The sequence below is a fragment of the Marinobacter halotolerans genome (assembly GCF_008795985.1).
GTDB classification, from domain to species: Bacteria; Pseudomonadota; Gammaproteobacteria; order Pseudomonadales; family Oleiphilaceae; genus Marinobacter; species Marinobacter halotolerans.
In genome coordinates this window covers 1,454,999-1,472,284 of record NZ_VMHP01000001.1, presented here as the reverse complement: position 1 = coordinate 1,472,284, position 17,286 = coordinate 1,454,999, and the positions used below count along the sequence as shown (strand labels likewise).

The following is a 17,286-nucleotide window of genomic DNA, read 5'->3' as shown; positions in this document are numbered from 1 at the left end:
GTGCCGTTTATCAATGAACGGCTCGACGCCAATCGGGAATCCATTGAAAAGGACCGGGCCGCTTCAGGCCCGGTCCGTGTTTCCCGGTTTCGCTTTGAGCCAGATGCCGTTATGTCCCGCCTGCGGGAACAGATCGTTGGCCAGCCCGAGGCGCTGACCGCCATGGAAGCCATGCTGGTGCGGGTAAAAGCCGATATCGGCGAGGAAAACCGGCCGCTGGCGGTGCACCTGTTTCTGGGTCCCACCGGCGTGGGTAAGACCGAAACCGTGCGTCTGATCGCCGAGGCCATCGCCGGAAACCGCGATGGGGTGTGTCGAATTGACATGAACACCCTGGCCCAGGAGCACTACGCCGCCGCACTCACCGGTGCCCCGCCGGGTTATGTCGGCAGTAAGGAAGGCCATAGCCTGTTCGACCCGGACAAGGTTCAGGGTTCGTTCAGCAAGCCCGGCATCGTGCTTTTCGACGAGATCGAGAAAGCCAGCAAGGAAGTGGTCCGCATCCTGCTGAACGTGCTGGATACCGGCCGACTGGTGTTTCCCTCCGGCAACCGCGAAATCGATTTTCGCAACACGCTTATCTTCATGACCAGCAATGCTGGCGCGCTGGACGCTGAAGCCTATCACCACCGCTACCAGCATGGCTGGCGGCGCTGGCTTGGGCTCCGGCCGGGTAATGGCCAGGTCCTTCGCGATTCCGCCCTGCGGCGACACTTTGATCCGGAATTCCTGAATCGCATCGACCAGATCCTGACCTTCAACAACCTGACGGACAACTGGCTGGAGGCGCTGCTGGACATAGAGCTGGCCGGACTCAACAAACGCTTGGCCCGCAAGCAGGCCGAGCTGACCCTGTCGCCCGAATTGCGCGCTGAGCTCTGCCACGGCTACGACAGCCGCTACGGCGCCCGGGAAATGCTTCGCGCCTTCCGCCAGCGGCTGGAACCGGCTGTGGCACGGGCGTTACTGGCATTCCCCGAAAGCCGGCAATTCGAAGCGGACGTGCACAACAAAGAGGTCACCGTGCACCAATACGTCGAATGACGTAGGCACCGGGGGTATTTCGCGAATACACCGCCGGGGCCGGATTTCGGATAGTAGGGGCGTACCTAAAAATGTAGGCCAATAACTAGGAGCCCCCTGCCATGGCTGAAACCATTATCAAGATCGACCTGAACAAGTCCGCTTACGAGAACGCGTCCATCCATAACCGCTGGCACCCGGATATTCCCATGGTCGCCACCGTCAAACCGGGCGACGACTTCATCGTGGAGTGTTACGACTGGACCGGCGGCCAGATCAAGAACGACGACAACGCCGACGACGTGCGTGACGTGGATCTGAGCCAGGTGCACTTCCTGTCGGGCCCGATTGGCGTTGAGGGGGCCGAACCAGGCGACCTGCTGGAAGTGGACATCCTGGACATTGGCGCGTTCAAAGAAAGTCAGTGGGGCTTCAACGGCTTCTTCTCCAAGAAAAACGGCGGTGGCTTTCTGACCGAACATTTCCCGGAGGCCCAGAAAAGCATCTGGGACTTCAACGGAATGTTCACCAAATCCCGCCATATTCCCAACGTGGAATTTGCCGGCCTGATCCACCCGGGCCTGATCGGCTGTCTGCCTTCAAAGGACCTGCTGGATACCTGGAACAAGCGCGAAGCCGGCCTGGTAGCAACCGATCCGGAGCGTGTGCCGGAACTGGCGACCCTGCCGAACGGCGACACGGCTCACATGGGTAAAATGACCGGTGACGCCGCCAAAGCAGCCGGAGCCGAAGCGGCCCGCACGGTTCCGCCGCGCGAGCACGGCGGTAACTGCGACATCAAAGACCTGTCGCGTGGTTCCAAAGTGTATTTCCCGGTCTACGTGGACGGCGCTGGCCTGTCCGTGGGCGACCTGCACTTCAGTCAGGGCGACGGTGAAATCACCTTCTGTGGCGCCATCGAAATGGCGGGCTGGATTCACCTCCGGGTGAACCTGATCAAAGACGGTATCAAGAAGTACGGCATCAAGAACCCGGTGTTCAAACCCAGCCCCATCAAGCCACGTTACGACGACTACGTGATTTTTGAAGGTATCTCGGTTGATGAAGACGGCGGCCAGCACTATCTGGATGTGCACGTTGCCTATCGCCAGGCCTGCTTGAACGCCATCGAATACATGACCAAGTTTGGCTACACCAAGGCCCAGGCCTACGCCATCCTCGGTTGTGCGCCGGTGGAAGGTCACATCAGTGGCGTAGTGGATATCCCGAACGCCTGCGCCACCCTCTGGCTGCCGACGGATATCTTCGACTTCGACATCAACCCCTCGGCGGATGGACCGAAGAAGATGACCAGCGGTGCCATGGACGTACCCCTGTCCAAAGATAAGGAGTAATCATCATGCCCGTGTATGACTACAAGTGTCGCGACCATGGCCTGTTCAACACACTGGCAACCATGGCAGACAGCGCCAAGCCGGCGGCGTGCCCGACCTGCAACACGCTGTCGCCCAGAGTGATTGTGCTGCCGCCGCAAATTGCTGCCATGGACCCGGCAAAACGCGCCGCCCAGGACCGCAACGAGAAATCCCGGCACGAGCCGGTGTTCTCAACGGCGGACCAGCGGGCCAATGACAAAGACCACAACCGCGCCTGCGGCTGTGGTTCGGTGAAGCACGGTGCAGGGAAATCCATGCTGTTCTACACCGCCGACGGCAAAAAGATGTTCCCGTCCATGCGTCCCTGGATGATCAGCCACTGATCGGCCAGCGTTGAGTTAACACTGTCACGTGGTGATTGCCCCCCGGCTGATAACCGGGGGGCCTTTTTGTTTCCGCCTATACTGAAACACCCAATAGCGGAGGAAGCGTGATGGAGTTCGGATCTACAACACTGACAATGACGATACTGATGACACCGGATATGGCCAACTTTGCCGGCAACGTCCACGGTGGCAGCCTGCTGAAATCTCTCGACGAAGTGGCGTACGCCTGTGCCAGCCGTTATGCCGGTACCTATGCGGTCACCCTGTCGGTAGACCAGGTGATGTTCCGCCAACCCATTCACGTGGGAGAACTGGTCACCTTTCTGGCCAGTGTGAACTACACCGGGCGCACCTCTATGGAGGTGGGCATTAAAGTGATCACGGAAAATATCCGGGAAAAGCTGGTCAGACACACCAATAGCTGTTTTTTCACCATGGTGGCGGTTGATGAGAATGGCAAAGCCGTTGAGGTGCCGCCATTGAAACCAGAAACGGACCTGCAGATCCGGCGTTACGCCAATGGCGAGGAACGTCGGGCGATTCGGGTTGAGCTGAACGAACGCTATAAGGCGCTGCATGGATCCGAGGGTCCGTCGTGATCGACTGGACCTTTTCCTCCTGCCTTGTAGAATCTGCTATCCATGTATATAGTGTTTTCATCCTTGGTCAGATACCAGATGTAGTGATTATTTTGTAATCACGGTGAGCATGTTGGTATCGGGAATCCGGTGAGAATCCGGAACTGACGCGCAGCGGTATTGGGGAACGAGCGTGGCATCAAGACACTGGCGAAAGCCGGGAAGTCGCCACGCAAGGCAGAACTGTAAAGGTTCACGCCCCTGAGTCCGAAGACAGGCCATGGATACAACTGCACCTTCGCGTTTTAAAGGTGAGCAGATCGGACTCGTCACCATTGTCGGATTACGGCTTCGCCTAATCCGACCTACGGTGTTGCGTGGGCCCACCGTGGCACCTCCGATTCTCTCTGCATACGCGAAGGTTATGGAAAACAACGCGTATTCAGGAGAACACTATGTCCGCCTCTGCCCTGGCTGAAGCCAAGCCTGCCTCACCATCACACTCTCAATCCGAACCCCAGACCGACACCCTGCAAGTCATCAAACGTAACGGCGCACTGGTGGGTTTTGCCCCGTCCAAAATCAGCGTGGCCGTCACCAAGGCGTTTCTGGCCGTGGAAGGCGATTCCGCCGCCGGTTCCGCCCGCATTCACGATTCGGTGGAACGGGTCACCGGCCAGGTGGTCCAGGCCATCAGCCGCCGCCTGAAAGCCGGCGGCAAGGTGCACATCGAAGATATCCAGGATCAGGTGGAACTGGCACTGATGCGGGCGGAAGAACAGAAAGTCGCCCGTGCCTACGTGCTCTACCGGGAGGAACACGCCCGGGAACGGGCCCTGCACACGCCCGTGGAAGCCCACCCGACCCTGACCATCAAAAAGGCCAATGGCGAAGTGGCGCCGCTGGACCTGGGGCTGATGAAAGTGCAGGTAGAGCACGCCAGCCAGGGGCTGAACGATATCGACGGCGAATCCCTGGTAGAGGGCGCATTGCGCAACCTGTACGACGGCATTGCCGAGGAAGAAGTGCTGTCGGCCCTGATCATGACGGCCCGGGGCCGCATCGAACAGGAACCGGACTACAGCGCCGTGACCGCCCGCCTGCTGCTGGAACAGCTGCGCCTGGAAACCGCCACCGCCCTGGAACTGCCGCTTGCGATGCCACTGGCAGAGGTTTACCCGCTGGCGCTGAGCACCTTTATTCAACAGGGTATCGGGTACGAACTGCTGGACGAGGACATGGCAGGCTTTGATCTTGAGCGACTGGGTGCCGCCCTGAAACCGGAGCGGGACTACCAGTTCGGCTTCCTGGGCCTGCAGACTCTGTACGACCGTTATTTCATTAACTGGAAAGGCGACCGGCTGGAACTGCCCCAGGTGTTTTTCATGCGGGTGGCGATGGGCCTGGCGCTGAAAGAAGACGACCCCAACGCCCGTGCCATCGAGTTCTATGACCTGTTGTCGTCTTTCGATTACATGGCTTCGACGCCCACGCTGTTTAACAGCGGCACCCAGCATTCCCAGCTGTCATCCTGCTACCTCACCACGGTTCAGGACGACCTGGAAGATATTTACGGCGCCATTCGCGATAACGCGATGCTGTCCAAATGGGCTGGCGGACTGGGGAACGATTGGACTCCCGTCCGGGCCATGGGTTCCCATATCAAGGGTACCAACGGCAGCAGTCAGGGCGTGGTTCCGTTCCTGAAAGTGGTGAACGACACCGCAGTTGCCGTCAACCAGGGCGGCAAGCGCAAGGGTGCGGTCTGCGCCTACCTGGAAAGCTGGCACCTGGATATCGAAGAGTTCCTGGAGCTGCGCAAGAACACCGGCGACGAACGCCGCCGCACCCACGACATGAACACCGCCAACTGGGTACCGGACCTGCTGATCGAGCGCATGCGCGAGGATAATGACTGGACCCTGTTCTCCCCCAGCGATGTGCCGGACCTGCACGATCTGTACGGCAACGCCTTCCGGGAGCGCTACGAGCATTACGAGGCGCTGGCGGCGCAGGGCAAGATCGCTCTGTCCAAAAAGATCCCGGCCAAGCAGCTGTGGCGCAAGATGCTGACCGTGCTGTTTGAAACCGGCCACCCCTGGATTACCTTCAAGGACCCCTGCAACCTGCGCTCGCCTCAGCAGCACAGGGGCGTGGTGCACAGTTCAAACCTGTGCACGGAAATAACCCTGAACACCAGCGCCGACGAAATCGCCGTGTGCAACCTGGGCTCCATCAACCTGGCGGCCCATATCCGTGACGGCGAGCTGGATGTGCAGCGCCTGGAACGCACAGTGAACACCGCCGTACGGATGCTTGATAACGTGGTGGACATTAACTATTACGCCGTGCCTCAGGCAAAGAACTCCAACTTCAAACACCGCCCGGTGGGCCTCGGGCTGATGGGCTTCCAGGACGCGCTCTATCAACTGAACCTGCCCTACACCAGCCCGGAGGCAGTGGAGTTTGCCGACCTGTCCATGGAGCAGATCAGCTACTTCGCCATACGCGCGTCGGCTACCCTGGCGGGGGAGCGTGGTGCCTACGAAAGCTATGAAGGATCCCTGTGGCATCAGGGCATTCTGCCCATCGACTCCATCAACCTGCTGAAAGAAAGCCGGCGCGAGGGCAACCTGTCCGTCAACACCGACAGCCGCCTGGACTGGACGCCCGTGCGGGAGCTGGTGGCGAAGAACGGCATGCGCAACAGCAACGTGATGGCCATCGCACCCACCGCCACCATTTCCAATATCATCGGCGTGGCCCAATCCATAGAGCCGGCGTACCAGAACCTGTTTGTGAAATCGAACCTGTCCGGCGAGTTCACGGTGGTGAATCCGTCACTGGTGCGGGATCTGAAAGCCGAAGGCCTGTGGGACAACGTGATGGTCAACGACCTGAAGTACTTCGACGGCAGTGTGCAGCAGATCGACCGCATCCCGACAGAGCTGAAAGCCCGCTACGCCACCGCCTTTGAAATCGACGCCCGCTGGCTGGTGGAAGCCGCTTCCCGGCGACAGAAGTGGCTGGACCAGGCCCAGAGCCTGAACCTCTACATGGCAGAACCCAGCGGTAAAAAACTGGATGCCCTGTACCAGCTGGCGTGGGAGCGCGGCCTGAAAACCACCTATTATCTGCGCTCGCTGGGGGCCACCGGTGCCGAGAAAACCGCCCCCGTTGCCGCGCCGCAGCCCCAGGTATGCAGCATCGACGAACCAGACTGCGAAGCCTGCCAATAATTGAGGAGACAAACCCATGCTCAACTGGGACGACGAACCAAACCCCCAAACCAGACCGGCGAACACAGAAGGCCCGGCCCCGGTCAACGTCGACGACAAACGCGTTATCAACGGTGACACCGACATCAACCAGCTGGCGCCGTTCAAGTACCCCTGGGCCTGGGAGTACTTCATGAATGCCAACAAGAACCACTGGACCCCGCTGGATGTGAACATGGCCCAGGACGTCCACGACTACCACCACCGCCTGAACCCGGCGGAAAAGCACGTCTATGAAAACGTCCTGGCCTATCTGACCACCTCCGACATCCTGGCCATGCGCAACATTGGCCTGGCGGTGATGGAAAAAATGAGCGCCCCGGAACTGCAGATCTACCAGGCCCGGCAGGTGTACGAAGAGGCCATGCACACCTGGGCCTACCAGCACTGCATCGAAACCCTGAACCTGGACCAGAGCGAGATCTATAACCGCTACCGCGTGGTGCCCGCCATCAACGGCAAGATCCAGATGGCAAACCGCCGGCTGGACGCCGCCATGCGCTCGGACATGAACCTGCGCAACCGGGACGACCTGCAGGAATTCATCATGTCCTACCTGTTCTTTGCCGCCGTGTTCGAAGGCACCTGGTTCTACAACGGCTTCAGCCCCATCTTCGCTTTGCAGCGCCGGGGACTGATGCGCGGCACCGGTGAACAGCTGCAGTACATTCTGCGGGACGAAGCCATGCACTTCTCGTTTGGCCTGAAAGTGGTAAACCAGATCGTGGAAGAGGAAAACATCCGCTTTGACCCCAGAGCCGTGCGCGAGATGTGGGAGGAATCCGAAGCCGCTGAAATCGCCTACGCCAACTATATCCTGCGGGACCCGATCCTGGGTTATTCCGCGGAATACCACAGCGAACAGTTCCGCTTCGTGGCCAACCGCCGCGCCCGGACCGTGGGGCTGGAAGAGCCCTTCCCAGGGGCCAAGAACGTGTCGCCCTGGCTCGATGAGCAAGCCACCATGCGCAAGGAGAAGAACTTCTTTGAAACCCGCGTAATTGAGTATCAGACTGGGGCTCAACTGGAGTGGTAGCCGGCGTGATGCCGGCCGGGATAATAGCAACGTGATTGAAGGCAGCCTGTGTTCACTGGCGCCACTGCGCTTTCTGTGCGACGAGATGCTCAACAGCCTGGCGCAGTGGCTTCGCATCGCCGGATACGATACCGCCGTGCCTGCCCAGGGCGCGACGGACCGGCAGCTGGTGGACCAGGCCCTGGCAGAGCAGCGCTGGATTATCACCGCTGATACCGACCTGCTGGAGTTTGCCTGCGCGCCTTTCTACGTGATTTATCTGACGGAGCAGGGCGAGCAGGAACGCCTGCGGGAACTGACCCTTCGGCTGGACCTGGACTGGTGCTTTGATCCGTTCAGCCGTTGCAAAAACTGCAACACCCCGCTCCATACCGCCAGGGAGCAGGAAATAAACACCTTTTATCCCGGTGCCCCCAAATGGCCGGGGGAAAAGGTGCTGGCCTGCGCCACATGTCGGCAGCTTTACTGGGAAGGAAGCCATGTCAGGCGGATGCGACAGACGCTTGAGGTAATGAACGGCTGGCGTTAGCCCAGCGGGCTAAGCTTATGATTTATAAATTCTTGGGATTGGCAAAACCGTAATCATGAAGCGGTCAGATTTGTGCAAGCACTGAGGCATCAGTCCAATTGCTGTTATGGCACTTTACGTACATTTCGTCTACATTTTTCAGGTTGTGCCGAGATAGTTGGAGGGCAATGAACATGGAGGTTGCACGGTGCGCTAGCACCTCAATCCTGGAGAATGACCATGAAAAAAATAATGCTAATTTTGGTTCTTGTTTTGTTCGCGTCGACGGCGTTCGCTCATGGGGGCGGTTGCCGAAAAGACAGCCCAGCCGGGCAATGTTGCCATGCAGGTTCAAAGCCTTACCATTGCCACTGAGAGTATTTCTTCCAGCGGGGCTCGGCGGTGTAAGCCATAACAATACGGTCAACCGGACACCAAAAGCGTACCGCTTTTGGTCCCCTCCGCTGGCGCTCCGGCGCAGGTTACCTCAGCGTTATAGGCTTGGTCAGTTTCTGTGCTGAGACACAGTCCAGCGTGGATGGGGCTGAAATTCATACCTTTCGGGAGGGCATGACTATGGTCGATGTAGTCTTGGAATCAACAATCGAGTGTCCAAACTGTGGTCACCAGAAAACGGAAACCATGCCTACCGACTCATGCCAGTATTTCTATGAGTGTGAGTCTTGCCAAGTTCTACTAAAGCCCAAGCATGGAGACTGCTGTGTTTTTTGTTCATACGGCACAGTACCTTGTCCACCGATTCAACAAGGGCCAGGGTGTTGTGCTCCTAGCCCATAACAAGTCGCAGCAGTACGCGGCCGATGGCCGCCGGACGCCACCGACGTGGCGCCGCTGTGCTTCGGCGTTAAGTGTCAAAGGACTGATCGATGAAAGGTGAATGTCTCTGCGGAAACGTGAAGTTCGAAATTGAAGAGGAGATTCGCAACCTCTATCAATGTCACTGTTCGTTGTGTCGCAAAGCCACAGGAGCAGCCGCTAATGCTGCCACTTTTGTGCAGGGTAGCGCTTTTCGTTGGGTGTCAGGCGAAAGTGATATCAGATCCTACATAAAGCCCAGCGGCTTCCGAAGCGATTTCTGTTCAGTATGCGGTAGTCCGGTTCCTAACAGCCTGAGGGGCAGCGGAATGGTCTGGATTCCTGCCGGTTTACTCGATGAATTGGATACATCGAGGATTTCTGCTCACCTTCATACAAAGTCCGCTGCCCCTTGGGAGCAAGAGTCTGCCGAGTGCGTTCGGTTGGATGGTGGGCCTGATAGCCTGGAATCACTTAACAAGTTGTTGTAGTTCGTTCCGGCCTACGGCCTCCACCGGACGCCCCTGTCGGGGCGCCGCTAAACAAAAGCGTTATGCCGCAGGGCAGAGTCACAAGCTGCCATCAACTATAAGCACATAAGGGAATTATGGAACTCGTCAAAAGGAACTTTAAGTGGGTCATGCTGGTGTCAGGCTTGCTGACGGCTACCATGTTTTATGGCCTTGTAGCGCCTCAAGCTGCACTTGAATCAATGTTCGGCGCTTCATTCGACGGTGGCCTTCAATCAATCATTGTGCGCAGCTGGTCAGCCCTCGTCGGCCTTATAGGGCTCGTCTTGATATACGGAGCACTAGTCGAGAGGCACCGGGTCTTTTCCGCTGCGATGGGTGCGATAAGCAAGGCGATTTTCGTGTCACTGGTCCTGATTTACGGCCAAGAATTTTTAGGCCAAGCCGCACCAGCAATCATAATGGATATCGTCGTGGTGCTGGCGACATTGATTTTCTTCGTGGCGGTCAAGGTTCAGCGGTCGGCGGCATAACCAGTGGGTGAAGCTGACCTGTACTACGCTGCGCTCCGCACCGGAAGCTTACCCAAGGCGTTGTGCGGTACAGCTTTATTGAACAAAACAATAGGAAGGAGCCTTTCGGGTGTTACGAATAACACTGCCATTGTTCATCGTTTGCTTGTTTTACCTCCCGTTGGCTTTGGCATCGGTGGACAATATGGACCTGAGGGTATGCCTCGCCCACTCAGACCGAACGAGCCAAATTAGCTGTTGCGAAGAGTTCGGAATCAGCCAAGCTGAATGTACTCGTGTGAACCAAAGCCCTCCCGAGGCTGCCGAGTCACAACCTGATGAAGGTTCGTACTTTTATTGTAAATTTAGAAATTTGGATGGATCGGAAGAAGACATGGCACGTTGGGGCAAAGGCACCGACTTCACCTTTGTGCCAAGTAAAAATCTGTGGGAATGGCGCACCGAGTACACGATTCAGTCGATTGATTCAAATGGGGGCTATTACCAGACAGCATTGAATCCGATTTTTGAAGACCAGGTCGGTAGGTGCGGGCCGGATGTCGAGATTGAGTACAAGGAGAGGCTGAGGGAAATCATGGAGGAGTATCGAAAATGACGCACAACAAGGCGGTCAACGGGACGCCAACTGCGCTCCGCTCCGTTGCCGCCCATTACCGCTGGCGTTAACGATAGGGAGGTTTGGATGCCGAAGGTTGAAGTCGATTTACCTCTGGATGAGGCCATGTATATCTCTGAGCTAGCAAAAGAGCGACAAACCACCTTCGATCTGGTCTTGAAGGATATTATCCAGTCTCACATGGCTGCCAACAGCGTTGAGCAACGGGAGTCTCCCAAATGTCCTGAGTGCGGTGCACTGCTTTCCATGGACGTCCCCGGAGGAGGCCAGGTTGTTTCATTGTGCTCCAATCCAGATTGTGGCTATGTGCTCGAAGCTCGGTCCTATGACAGCTAAATTCGTTAACAAGGCGCTTAAGTTCGTTCCGGCCTTCGGCCTCCACCGGACGCCCTTGTCAGGGCGCCGCTTAGCTTGGCGTTAACCATATGGCCCGATTTAAGCATTTTGAACTTTCTGAATATGTAGCGCATGAGAGGGCGCTTGTGGGAGACGATGCATTCGTCACTCAGCGAGCGAACAATCGCCTGCGAGAAATGTGGTGTGCGGCAGTATTTTCCGAGGGGTACGAAAACCATATCGGACCCTGTGAGGTAGAGATAGCAGAGGAAGACGAGCAGCGCGACTATGACTTTCTTTTTCACGCGCTAGGTAAAGTTTTTCCATTCCAGGTCACAGAAGTTCTGGACGAGGGACGAAAGCGAAATCTCGAATATCGAGCAGGCAATCCACACCATTTTGAGGATGGAGTGGTAGCCGAAAAGTACGCTTATGAAAGACTCAGGCGGGCTATAGAAAGCAAAGTCAGAAAGCGATATTCGAATTCCAGAGAGCTACATTTGTTGTTATATGCCAACTTCATCGGCAAGGATGCTTCTTGGGCAACCTTGGTTGCCAATTTGAGCGATCTTTGTCGTGAGTTTGGCTCGGTTTGGGTCATAACTGGCGCTGAGCTCTGTTGTGTCTCCAGTGGTGCTCCGCTGTATGGGTTTTCGCAGTGGCGAAGAGTCAATGGTTAACAAGGCGCAGCAGTACGCGGCCGATGGCCACCGGACGCCCTTTCCATGGCTCCTTCGTCGCCATTCCAAGGTCGCCGCTGTGCTTCGGCGTTAGATTTTTCTGAAAGGAAGCGTATGAAAAGTCTGCTTTGTTGTATTGGAATATTTTTTATAGCACTGGGAATACAAGGGTGTGCCGCTCCCTACTATGGTTTAACCGGAGAAGAGTGGAACAGTTTGAGTGAGGACGAGCAAGCTGCTGTCAAAGCGGAGTATCGAGACATACTCGCTCTTCAAGAAGGTCAAAAACGTCGCAAACTCCACGATGCAAGGACTCAGTCAATTGTCGACTACGGCATCAATGGTCAAAAATCTGGACAGTAAATCTAACCAATCGGTCAACCGGACGCCAAAAGCTGTGTGCTTTTGGTTCCCGTCGCTGTCGCGCCGGCGCCGGTCACCGCAGCGTTAGGGCAAAGAAACAAGGAGAGCCTGCTTGGCAACAAACTATGTTCTGATAGATTTTGAAAATGTGCAGCCGAGTAATCTGGAGGTTCTCAAGCAGCACCCTTTCAAAGTGTTGGTTTTCGTTGGTGCCAACCAGGCAAAGATACCGTTTGATCTGGCTGCAGCGATGCAGGGCCTTGGGGATGCTGCGCAATATATTAAAATTACGGGCACCGGCAAAAACGCTCTCGATTTTCACATTGCCTATTACATTGGTGAGCTGGCAGCCAAGGACTCAGGTGCGTACTTCCACATCATCTCCCGAGATACCGGCTTTGACACGCTGATCAAGCATCTCAAATCGCGTAGCATCAAAATCCAGCGTGAGCGAGACTTGGCGGAAATTCCAGTAGTAAGAATGTCCACGGCTACCTCTACCGACGATATGGTATCCGCCATTGTTAAAAACCTGGCAGGCCGGGGGCAGTCTCGCCCTCGCAAGGTGAAGACGCTTTCCAACACCATCAATTCGCTGTTCACAGAGAAGCTGTCGGAACATCAGCTAAGCTCGATTGTGAAAGACCTTGAGCAGCGTAAGTACATAAAGGTGAATAACGGCAATGTCTCGTACCAATTGCCGCACTAGCCCTAACAATCGCAGGCAAGGCGACGTCTTTTTCATTGCGGCTTCGCCTCCATTTCAAAGCCGCGCATGCTGCTGGCGTTATATTCGATGGGGATCATGCATCTGTATAAATATCGCAACTTTTTAGAAAACCACATTAATGCGCTGGTCAATAACCAGATGTGGTTTGCCATTGGCGAAACCTTCAACGATCCATTTGATAGCAAACCACCGCTTACCCTTTTTACATATCGTTCGATGGCGGGCTTCCTTTATAAACAGCCCAATTCGGTGATGCTAAATGAGGCCCAGTTCCATCAATTGGTTTCTGAGGAATTGGATAGAGTTAAACAACTCGAAAAGGAGGGGCGGATTCACGAGCATCAAATTTGGCCGTATGCCGAGGTCGTCATCGCCGCAACCCTTAGGCGCTTCATTTTTTGCCTGTCTCGGTGTAATCGGAATATTTTGATGTGGAGTCATTATGCAAATTCTCATACCGGTTTCTGTGTTCGGTATGACCTTGATGTTCTGACCGAGTCCCTTGATCTCTACCATCATCAAGACACGGATTACACTACTGAAATGCCAGATATCTTAAGTCGTATGATGAATGGGGGGGGAGGAAAATCGCTCTGAGGACTTTCTATATATTAAAGCGCCGGATTGGTCTTATGAGCGAGAGTATCGACTGCTCCTGAACGATTTTGCTGAAGGTCCTGATGACCGCGTTCGTTGCGTTGGGCACCCTCCGGAAGCGGTGGATAGGATATATTTTGGACTAAATGCTGACCGTGCCGATATTGATAGATTAAGGAACGCTCTCGAAGGAAGAGAAATTGATTTTTTTCAAATGCAGAGAGGCCGTAGATCAATCGAGTTGTTTGCACAAAAAATATAACAAGTGGCTGTTGCCGGACGCACCTACGCTGGCGCTCCGGTACGCCGCAAAGCCAAAGCGTTAATCCTATTGGAGACTCTCGGATGAGATTATGGATTCTTCTGGCAACTGTTATTCTCACAGGGTGTGATAATAATACATTTTCAGCAGCTCCCGACTTTTCGCTTTTTGAAACCTCAGCAGGTGTTGTCTATTTGATCGACCAGAATACCGGCGAACTGGAAGTAATTCCTCCGAAGCATGTTGTCGTCATAAATGCCGGTGAAGTTTTTAAGGATGATGAGGGGCAGTTCTTCAAATACCGAGGGGATGGCCAAGTCGAGAAGGTTGATGAAACTGAGGCTCTTGTCCAAAAGTACAGTGATTAACCAGCGGCATCACGGAGACCGCTTTTCCGCCGCTTCGCGGCTCCAAACCGGGGCATGTGCCGGGCGTTGAGGCAAGAGGGAATCAAAAATGGACTACGTTGAAGGCTTCGTTGCAGCAGTGCCAACAAAAAATAAAGAGGAGTATATTCGCCACGCGACTGAAGCGGCTCAATTGTTTAAAGAACATGGAGCAACTCGGTTAGTCGAATGTTGGGGCGATGACATCCCGGCGGGTGAAAAGACGTCATTCAAACAGGCGGTGCAATGTCGGGAAGATGAAACAGTTGTCTTTTCATGGGTCACATGGCCGTCACGACAGGCTAGGGACGCCGGTATGAAAGCTATTGCGGACGACCCAAGAATGCAGGAAAACCCAATGCCATTTGATGGAAGTCGGCTTATTTATGGCGGTTTTCAGGTGATTGTGAACGAGTAGTATTCGTCTACCTCATAACCAGTGGGTGAAGCTGACCGGTACTACGCTGCGCTCCGCAACGGCAGCTTACCCAAGGCGTTAGCTGTGATTGCCTCACGCGAAAAGTGATACTATAGTGCCACTTTCAGTCTGATTCAGGGTGAGCCCATGAAAGTCGAGCTTGTTACGAACCTCAAACGCCAAGCCACAAAGATTCTGGCAGATCTGCACTTGTCTAAAGAGCCGATACTGATCACGGAGCATGGTCAGCCATCCGCATACCTTGTCGATGTGCAGGATTATGAGTTTATGCAGCGCCGGCTTGAGCTGCTTGAAGGGCTCTCACGGGGAGAGCGTGCTTTACTGGAGGGAAGAACGTACAGCCAAAGTGAGGCCAGGGAGAAAATGAGTAAGTGGCTGAAGTAATCTGGACGGAGCCTGCCCTTCAAGAACTGGATGCCATCGCTGAGTACATTGCTCTGGATAATCCTGCTGCCGCAAGTCATCTGGTCCAAGAAGTTTTCGATAAGACCGAGCGCTTGGAAGATTTTCCCCAATCCGGACGGATTCCTCCAGAGCTTCCTAATTCGGTATACAGGGAGGTAGTGGTTCCCCCGTGTCGCATTTTTTATCGTGAAGATAAGAAGCGGGTTCTCGTTCTTTATGTCATGCGAGAGGAGCGGCAGCTTCGTGCGTACATGCTTGGGAACAGCTAACCAGGCGCGTCACTCGGATGCCTTTGTCTCCGCTTCGCTACGTCAAACTCACCGGTGCGCTTGGCGCTATGTGCACTTCACCTCTAGGCCACGGAAGAGGTTCTCATGACTGATCATTTCGGTTCTTGTCTTTGCGGCACGGTGAGCTTTCAGGTCAAAGGTGAATTCGATAGCTTCTACCTGTGCCATTGTCGGCATTGTCAAAAAGATACGGGTTCGGCCCATGCGGCAAATTTATTCTCAAAGTCAGCTAAATTGGTCTGGCGGTCGGGTGCACTTGCTGTGACTTCCTTTACGCTTCCAGGCACTCGTCATAACAAAAGCTTTTGTAAACTGTGTGGCTCAGCATTGCCAAACAATCAGATCCCAGGCTTGCTCGTCGTTCCCGCAGGGTGTTTGGATAATGAAGTCTCTGTGTTGCCAACTGCGCACATCTTCACATCGAGCAGAGCGCTTTGGGACGGGGCTATTGGTGACGTGCCGGAGTTCGAGGGCCTGCCAGAGTAGGCTAAGATCACATAATCAGGGGCTTTTGGCGGACGCACTTTCGCTGTCGCTCCGACACGCTGTGCTCCGCGCTAAATTCAAGGAAGAGAGGCAAACATGGAGAAAGTTGTCACAGGCCTGCTGGTGCTCGTAGGCATCATTCATCTCTTGCCGGTTTCCGGGGTTCTGGGCGTGGAACGTCTTTCCGGCCTGCGGCCGCCGCCAGCGCCCTTGTCAGGGCGCCGCTTAGTTTCGCGTTAGGAGGTTATGAAACAACCGATCTCGGGGTTCCACAAAGACGAATTCGACGACTGGGTAGCAGAATTAGCTTGCGGCCATTTCCAACATGTCAGGCACAATCCTCCGTGGCAGAATCGGCCTTGGGTGGAGAAATTGGAAACACGAAATGAGATGCTGGGATCTCTTTTAAACTGCAAGAAGTGCGAGGAAGGCGCTCCACCTGATGAGAAAGTTTAAATCATCCCGGAGCGTGTCATGCCCACCTGACAAGTGCTGGCACGGCGACGCCTACTACATTGCGGCTTTGGCTCCACTCCGTAGCTGCGTATGCTTTTGGGCGTAAGGCGGAGTTATTATGCTGATCGTGTTGCGGGTGTCATTACTCTATTTCTGTTTTGTATTCGCGGCGGGCTTTATCATGTGATACAGGGCGCGAAAGAAACAGGCGTTCCGGCCGACTATCTGGATTCCCTGTCGGCGACAAACATCAAGGAAGACCCGAACAGAAAAAGGATGCAAGGGAGCGTGCGATTTACCGTTAACATGCGCGAACACAGCGCGCCTACGAATGGAGAAAGACTGCTATGAGCTCGGCTACGGCACCCTACCCAATCGGCACGCCCGGCATTCCCTGGGCGGATGCGGAGCACGCCGAGTGGTTGTCAAAACAGACACGCCAACGCAGTTACGAGTCCGACGTGCTGAGTGTGATTGACCGCCTGCGCTCGCGTTTCGACGTGGAAGAGTACGGGCATCTGGATTATGGCGCCGACCGTTATCCGCTGATGGCGATCCGCAGCCGCAACTGGAATGACGAGCTGCCGGTGGTGCTGGTGACCGGTGGGGTACACGGCTATGAAACAAGCGGCGTGCATGGTGCGCTGCAATTCGTTGGTCAGCATGCCCAGGATTACGCAGGCCGGGTCAATCTGCTGGTTGCGCCCTGCGTCAGTCCCTGGGCTTACGAGCGCATTCATCGCTGGAATGCGAACGCGGTTGACCCGAACCGTTCCTTCCGGAGCGACGGTTCGGCTGAGGAATCAGCGGCACTGATGAAACTGGTGGCGCCTATCCGCGATCAGGCGCTGCTGCATATCGACCTGCATGAAACCACTGATTCCGACGAAACCGAATTCCGCCCTGCGCTGGCCGCCCGTGACGGAAAGCCGTTCGAGCCGGGTGAAATTCCCGACGGCTTCTATCTGGTGGATGACAGCGAAAGCCCCCAGCCCGAATTTCAGCAGGCGTTGATCGAGGCGGTGGCGAAGATCACTCATATCGCGCCCGCTGATGACAAGGGCGAGATTTTCGGAACACCGGTAGCTGATCAAGGCGTCATTCGGTACCCGCTCAGTCACCTCGGCCTGTGCGCCAGTATGACCGGCGCCCCCTACAGGACCACGACCGAGGTCTATCCGGATAGCGCCGACGTGAGCCCTGAGCAGTGCAATCGTGCGCAGGTTGCAGCCGTGTGTGCCGCCATCGACTATGCCCTGGCGAATCAGTAGCGGT

23 protein-coding genes and 1 riboswitch are annotated in these 17,286 nt (G+C 55.5%); all 23 genes read left to right on the top strand.

The window, feature by feature from the left end; translation table 11 throughout:
• Entirely contained in the window at positions 1-1,044 is a 1,044-nt protein-coding gene (locus FPL19_RS06925; protein ID WP_150911729.1) for an AAA family ATPase, read from the top strand.
• 101 nt (positions 1,045-1,145) lie between these two features.
• Positions 1,146-2,378, top strand: a complete 1,233-nt coding sequence (gene fmdA, locus FPL19_RS06920; protein WP_150911728.1) for a formamidase — start codon at positions 1,146-1,148, stop codon at positions 2,376-2,378.
• Between the two features lie 5 nt (positions 2,379-2,383).
• Positions 2,384-2,743: a zinc ribbon domain-containing protein gene (locus FPL19_RS06915; RefSeq protein WP_150911727.1), complete on the top strand. Its 360-nt coding sequence runs from the start codon at positions 2,384-2,386 to the stop codon at positions 2,741-2,743.
• Between the two features lie 110 nt (positions 2,744-2,853).
• Positions 2,854-3,345 (top strand): acyl-CoA thioesterase, encoded by a 492-nt coding sequence (locus FPL19_RS06910; RefSeq protein ID WP_150911726.1) that lies wholly within the window; start codon positions 2,854-2,856, stop codon positions 3,343-3,345.
• Between the two features lie 84 nt (positions 3,346-3,429).
• Positions 3,430-3,621: riboswitch (cobalamin riboswitch) on the top strand.
• A 158-nt stretch (positions 3,622-3,779) separates the two neighbouring features.
• Positions 3,780-6,563: a ribonucleoside-diphosphate reductase subunit alpha gene (locus FPL19_RS06905; protein ID WP_150911725.1), complete on the top strand. Its 2,784-nt coding sequence runs from the start codon at positions 3,780-3,782 to the stop codon at positions 6,561-6,563.
• Positions 6,564-6,579: 16 nt separating this feature from the next.
• Entirely contained in the window at positions 6,580-7,638 is a 1,059-nt protein-coding gene (locus FPL19_RS06900; protein WP_150911724.1) for a ribonucleotide-diphosphate reductase subunit beta, read from the top strand.
• A complete protein-coding gene (locus FPL19_RS06895; protein WP_150911723.1) occupies positions 7,604-8,167 on the top strand; it encodes a DUF5615 family PIN-like protein in 564 nt (187 codons plus the stop codon). Before FPL19_RS06900 ends, FPL19_RS06895 begins: the two co-directional genes overlap by 35 nt.
• Before the next feature lie 555 nt (positions 8,168-8,722).
• Positions 8,723-8,944: a GDCCVxC domain-containing (seleno)protein gene (locus tag FPL19_RS17630; protein WP_150911722.1), complete on the top strand. Its 222-nt coding sequence runs from the start codon at positions 8,723-8,725 to the stop codon at positions 8,942-8,944.
• A gap of 89 nt (positions 8,945-9,033) precedes the next feature.
• Entirely contained in the window at positions 9,034-9,453 is a 420-nt protein-coding gene (locus tag FPL19_RS17840) for a GFA family protein (RefSeq protein WP_150911721.1), read from the top strand.
• Between the two features lie 116 nt (positions 9,454-9,569).
• Positions 9,570-9,965, top strand: coding sequence for a hypothetical protein (locus tag FPL19_RS06880; RefSeq protein WP_150911720.1), 396 nt, complete (start codon positions 9,570-9,572; stop codon positions 9,963-9,965).
• A gap of 373 nt (positions 9,966-10,338) precedes the next feature.
• Positions 10,339-10,560, top strand: coding sequence for a hypothetical protein (locus tag FPL19_RS06875; protein ID WP_150911719.1), 222 nt, complete (start codon positions 10,339-10,341; stop codon positions 10,558-10,560).
• A gap of 87 nt (positions 10,561-10,647) precedes the next feature.
• The gene (locus FPL19_RS06870; RefSeq protein WP_150911718.1) at positions 10,648-10,917 is read left to right on the top strand and encodes a hypothetical protein; all 270 of its coding nucleotides are present in this window, start codon (positions 10,648-10,650) and stop codon (positions 10,915-10,917) included.
• Positions 10,918-11,006: 89 nt separating this feature from the next.
• Complete coding sequence (locus tag FPL19_RS06865) at positions 11,007-11,597, top strand: PDDEXK family nuclease (protein ID WP_150911717.1); 591 nt, start codon at positions 11,007-11,009, stop codon at positions 11,595-11,597.
• A 114-nt stretch (positions 11,598-11,711) separates the two neighbouring features.
• The gene (locus tag FPL19_RS06860) at positions 11,712-11,960 is read left to right on the top strand and encodes a hypothetical protein (protein WP_150911716.1); all 249 of its coding nucleotides are present in this window, start codon (positions 11,712-11,714) and stop codon (positions 11,958-11,960) included.
• A 112-nt stretch (positions 11,961-12,072) separates the two neighbouring features.
• Positions 12,073-12,669, top strand: coding sequence for a PIN domain-containing protein (locus FPL19_RS06855; RefSeq protein WP_150911715.1), 597 nt, complete (start codon positions 12,073-12,075; stop codon positions 12,667-12,669).
• Between the two features lie 66 nt (positions 12,670-12,735).
• Positions 12,736-13,287, top strand: a complete 552-nt coding sequence (locus tag FPL19_RS06850; RefSeq protein WP_150911714.1) for a DUF2971 domain-containing protein — start codon at positions 12,736-12,738, stop codon at positions 13,285-13,287.
• Positions 13,288-13,632: 345 nt separating this feature from the next.
• Positions 13,633-13,917: a hypothetical protein gene (locus FPL19_RS06845; protein WP_150911713.1), complete on the top strand. Its 285-nt coding sequence runs from the start codon at positions 13,633-13,635 to the stop codon at positions 13,915-13,917.
• A gap of 88 nt (positions 13,918-14,005) precedes the next feature.
• Positions 14,006-14,353 carry a DUF1428 domain-containing protein gene (locus tag FPL19_RS06840; RefSeq protein WP_150911712.1) on the top strand — a complete coding sequence of 116 codons (348 nt, stop codon included), beginning with the start codon at positions 14,006-14,008 and terminating at the stop codon, positions 14,351-14,353.
• Between the two features lie 147 nt (positions 14,354-14,500).
• Positions 14,501-14,758 (top strand): type II toxin-antitoxin system Phd/YefM family antitoxin, encoded by a 258-nt coding sequence (locus FPL19_RS06835; protein WP_150911711.1) that lies wholly within the window; start codon positions 14,501-14,503, stop codon positions 14,756-14,758.
• Entirely contained in the window at positions 14,746-15,048 is a 303-nt protein-coding gene (locus tag FPL19_RS06830; RefSeq protein WP_150911710.1) for a type II toxin-antitoxin system RelE/ParE family toxin, read from the top strand. The genes FPL19_RS06835 and FPL19_RS06830 overlap by 13 nt, the downstream gene beginning before the upstream one ends.
• 105 nt (positions 15,049-15,153) lie before the next feature.
• On the top strand, positions 15,154-15,555 hold the full coding sequence (locus FPL19_RS06825) for a GFA family protein (protein WP_150911709.1): 402 nt from the start codon (positions 15,154-15,156) through the stop codon (positions 15,553-15,555).
• Positions 15,556-15,801: 246 nt separating this feature from the next.
• Positions 15,802-16,011, top strand: a complete 210-nt coding sequence (locus tag FPL19_RS06815; protein WP_150911708.1) for a DUF3565 domain-containing protein — start codon at positions 15,802-15,804, stop codon at positions 16,009-16,011.
• A gap of 347 nt (positions 16,012-16,358) precedes the next feature.
• Complete coding sequence (locus FPL19_RS06810) at positions 16,359-17,282, top strand: M14 family metallopeptidase (protein WP_150911707.1); 924 nt, start codon at positions 16,359-16,361, stop codon at positions 17,280-17,282.
• Positions 17,283-17,286 lie beyond the last annotated feature (4 nt).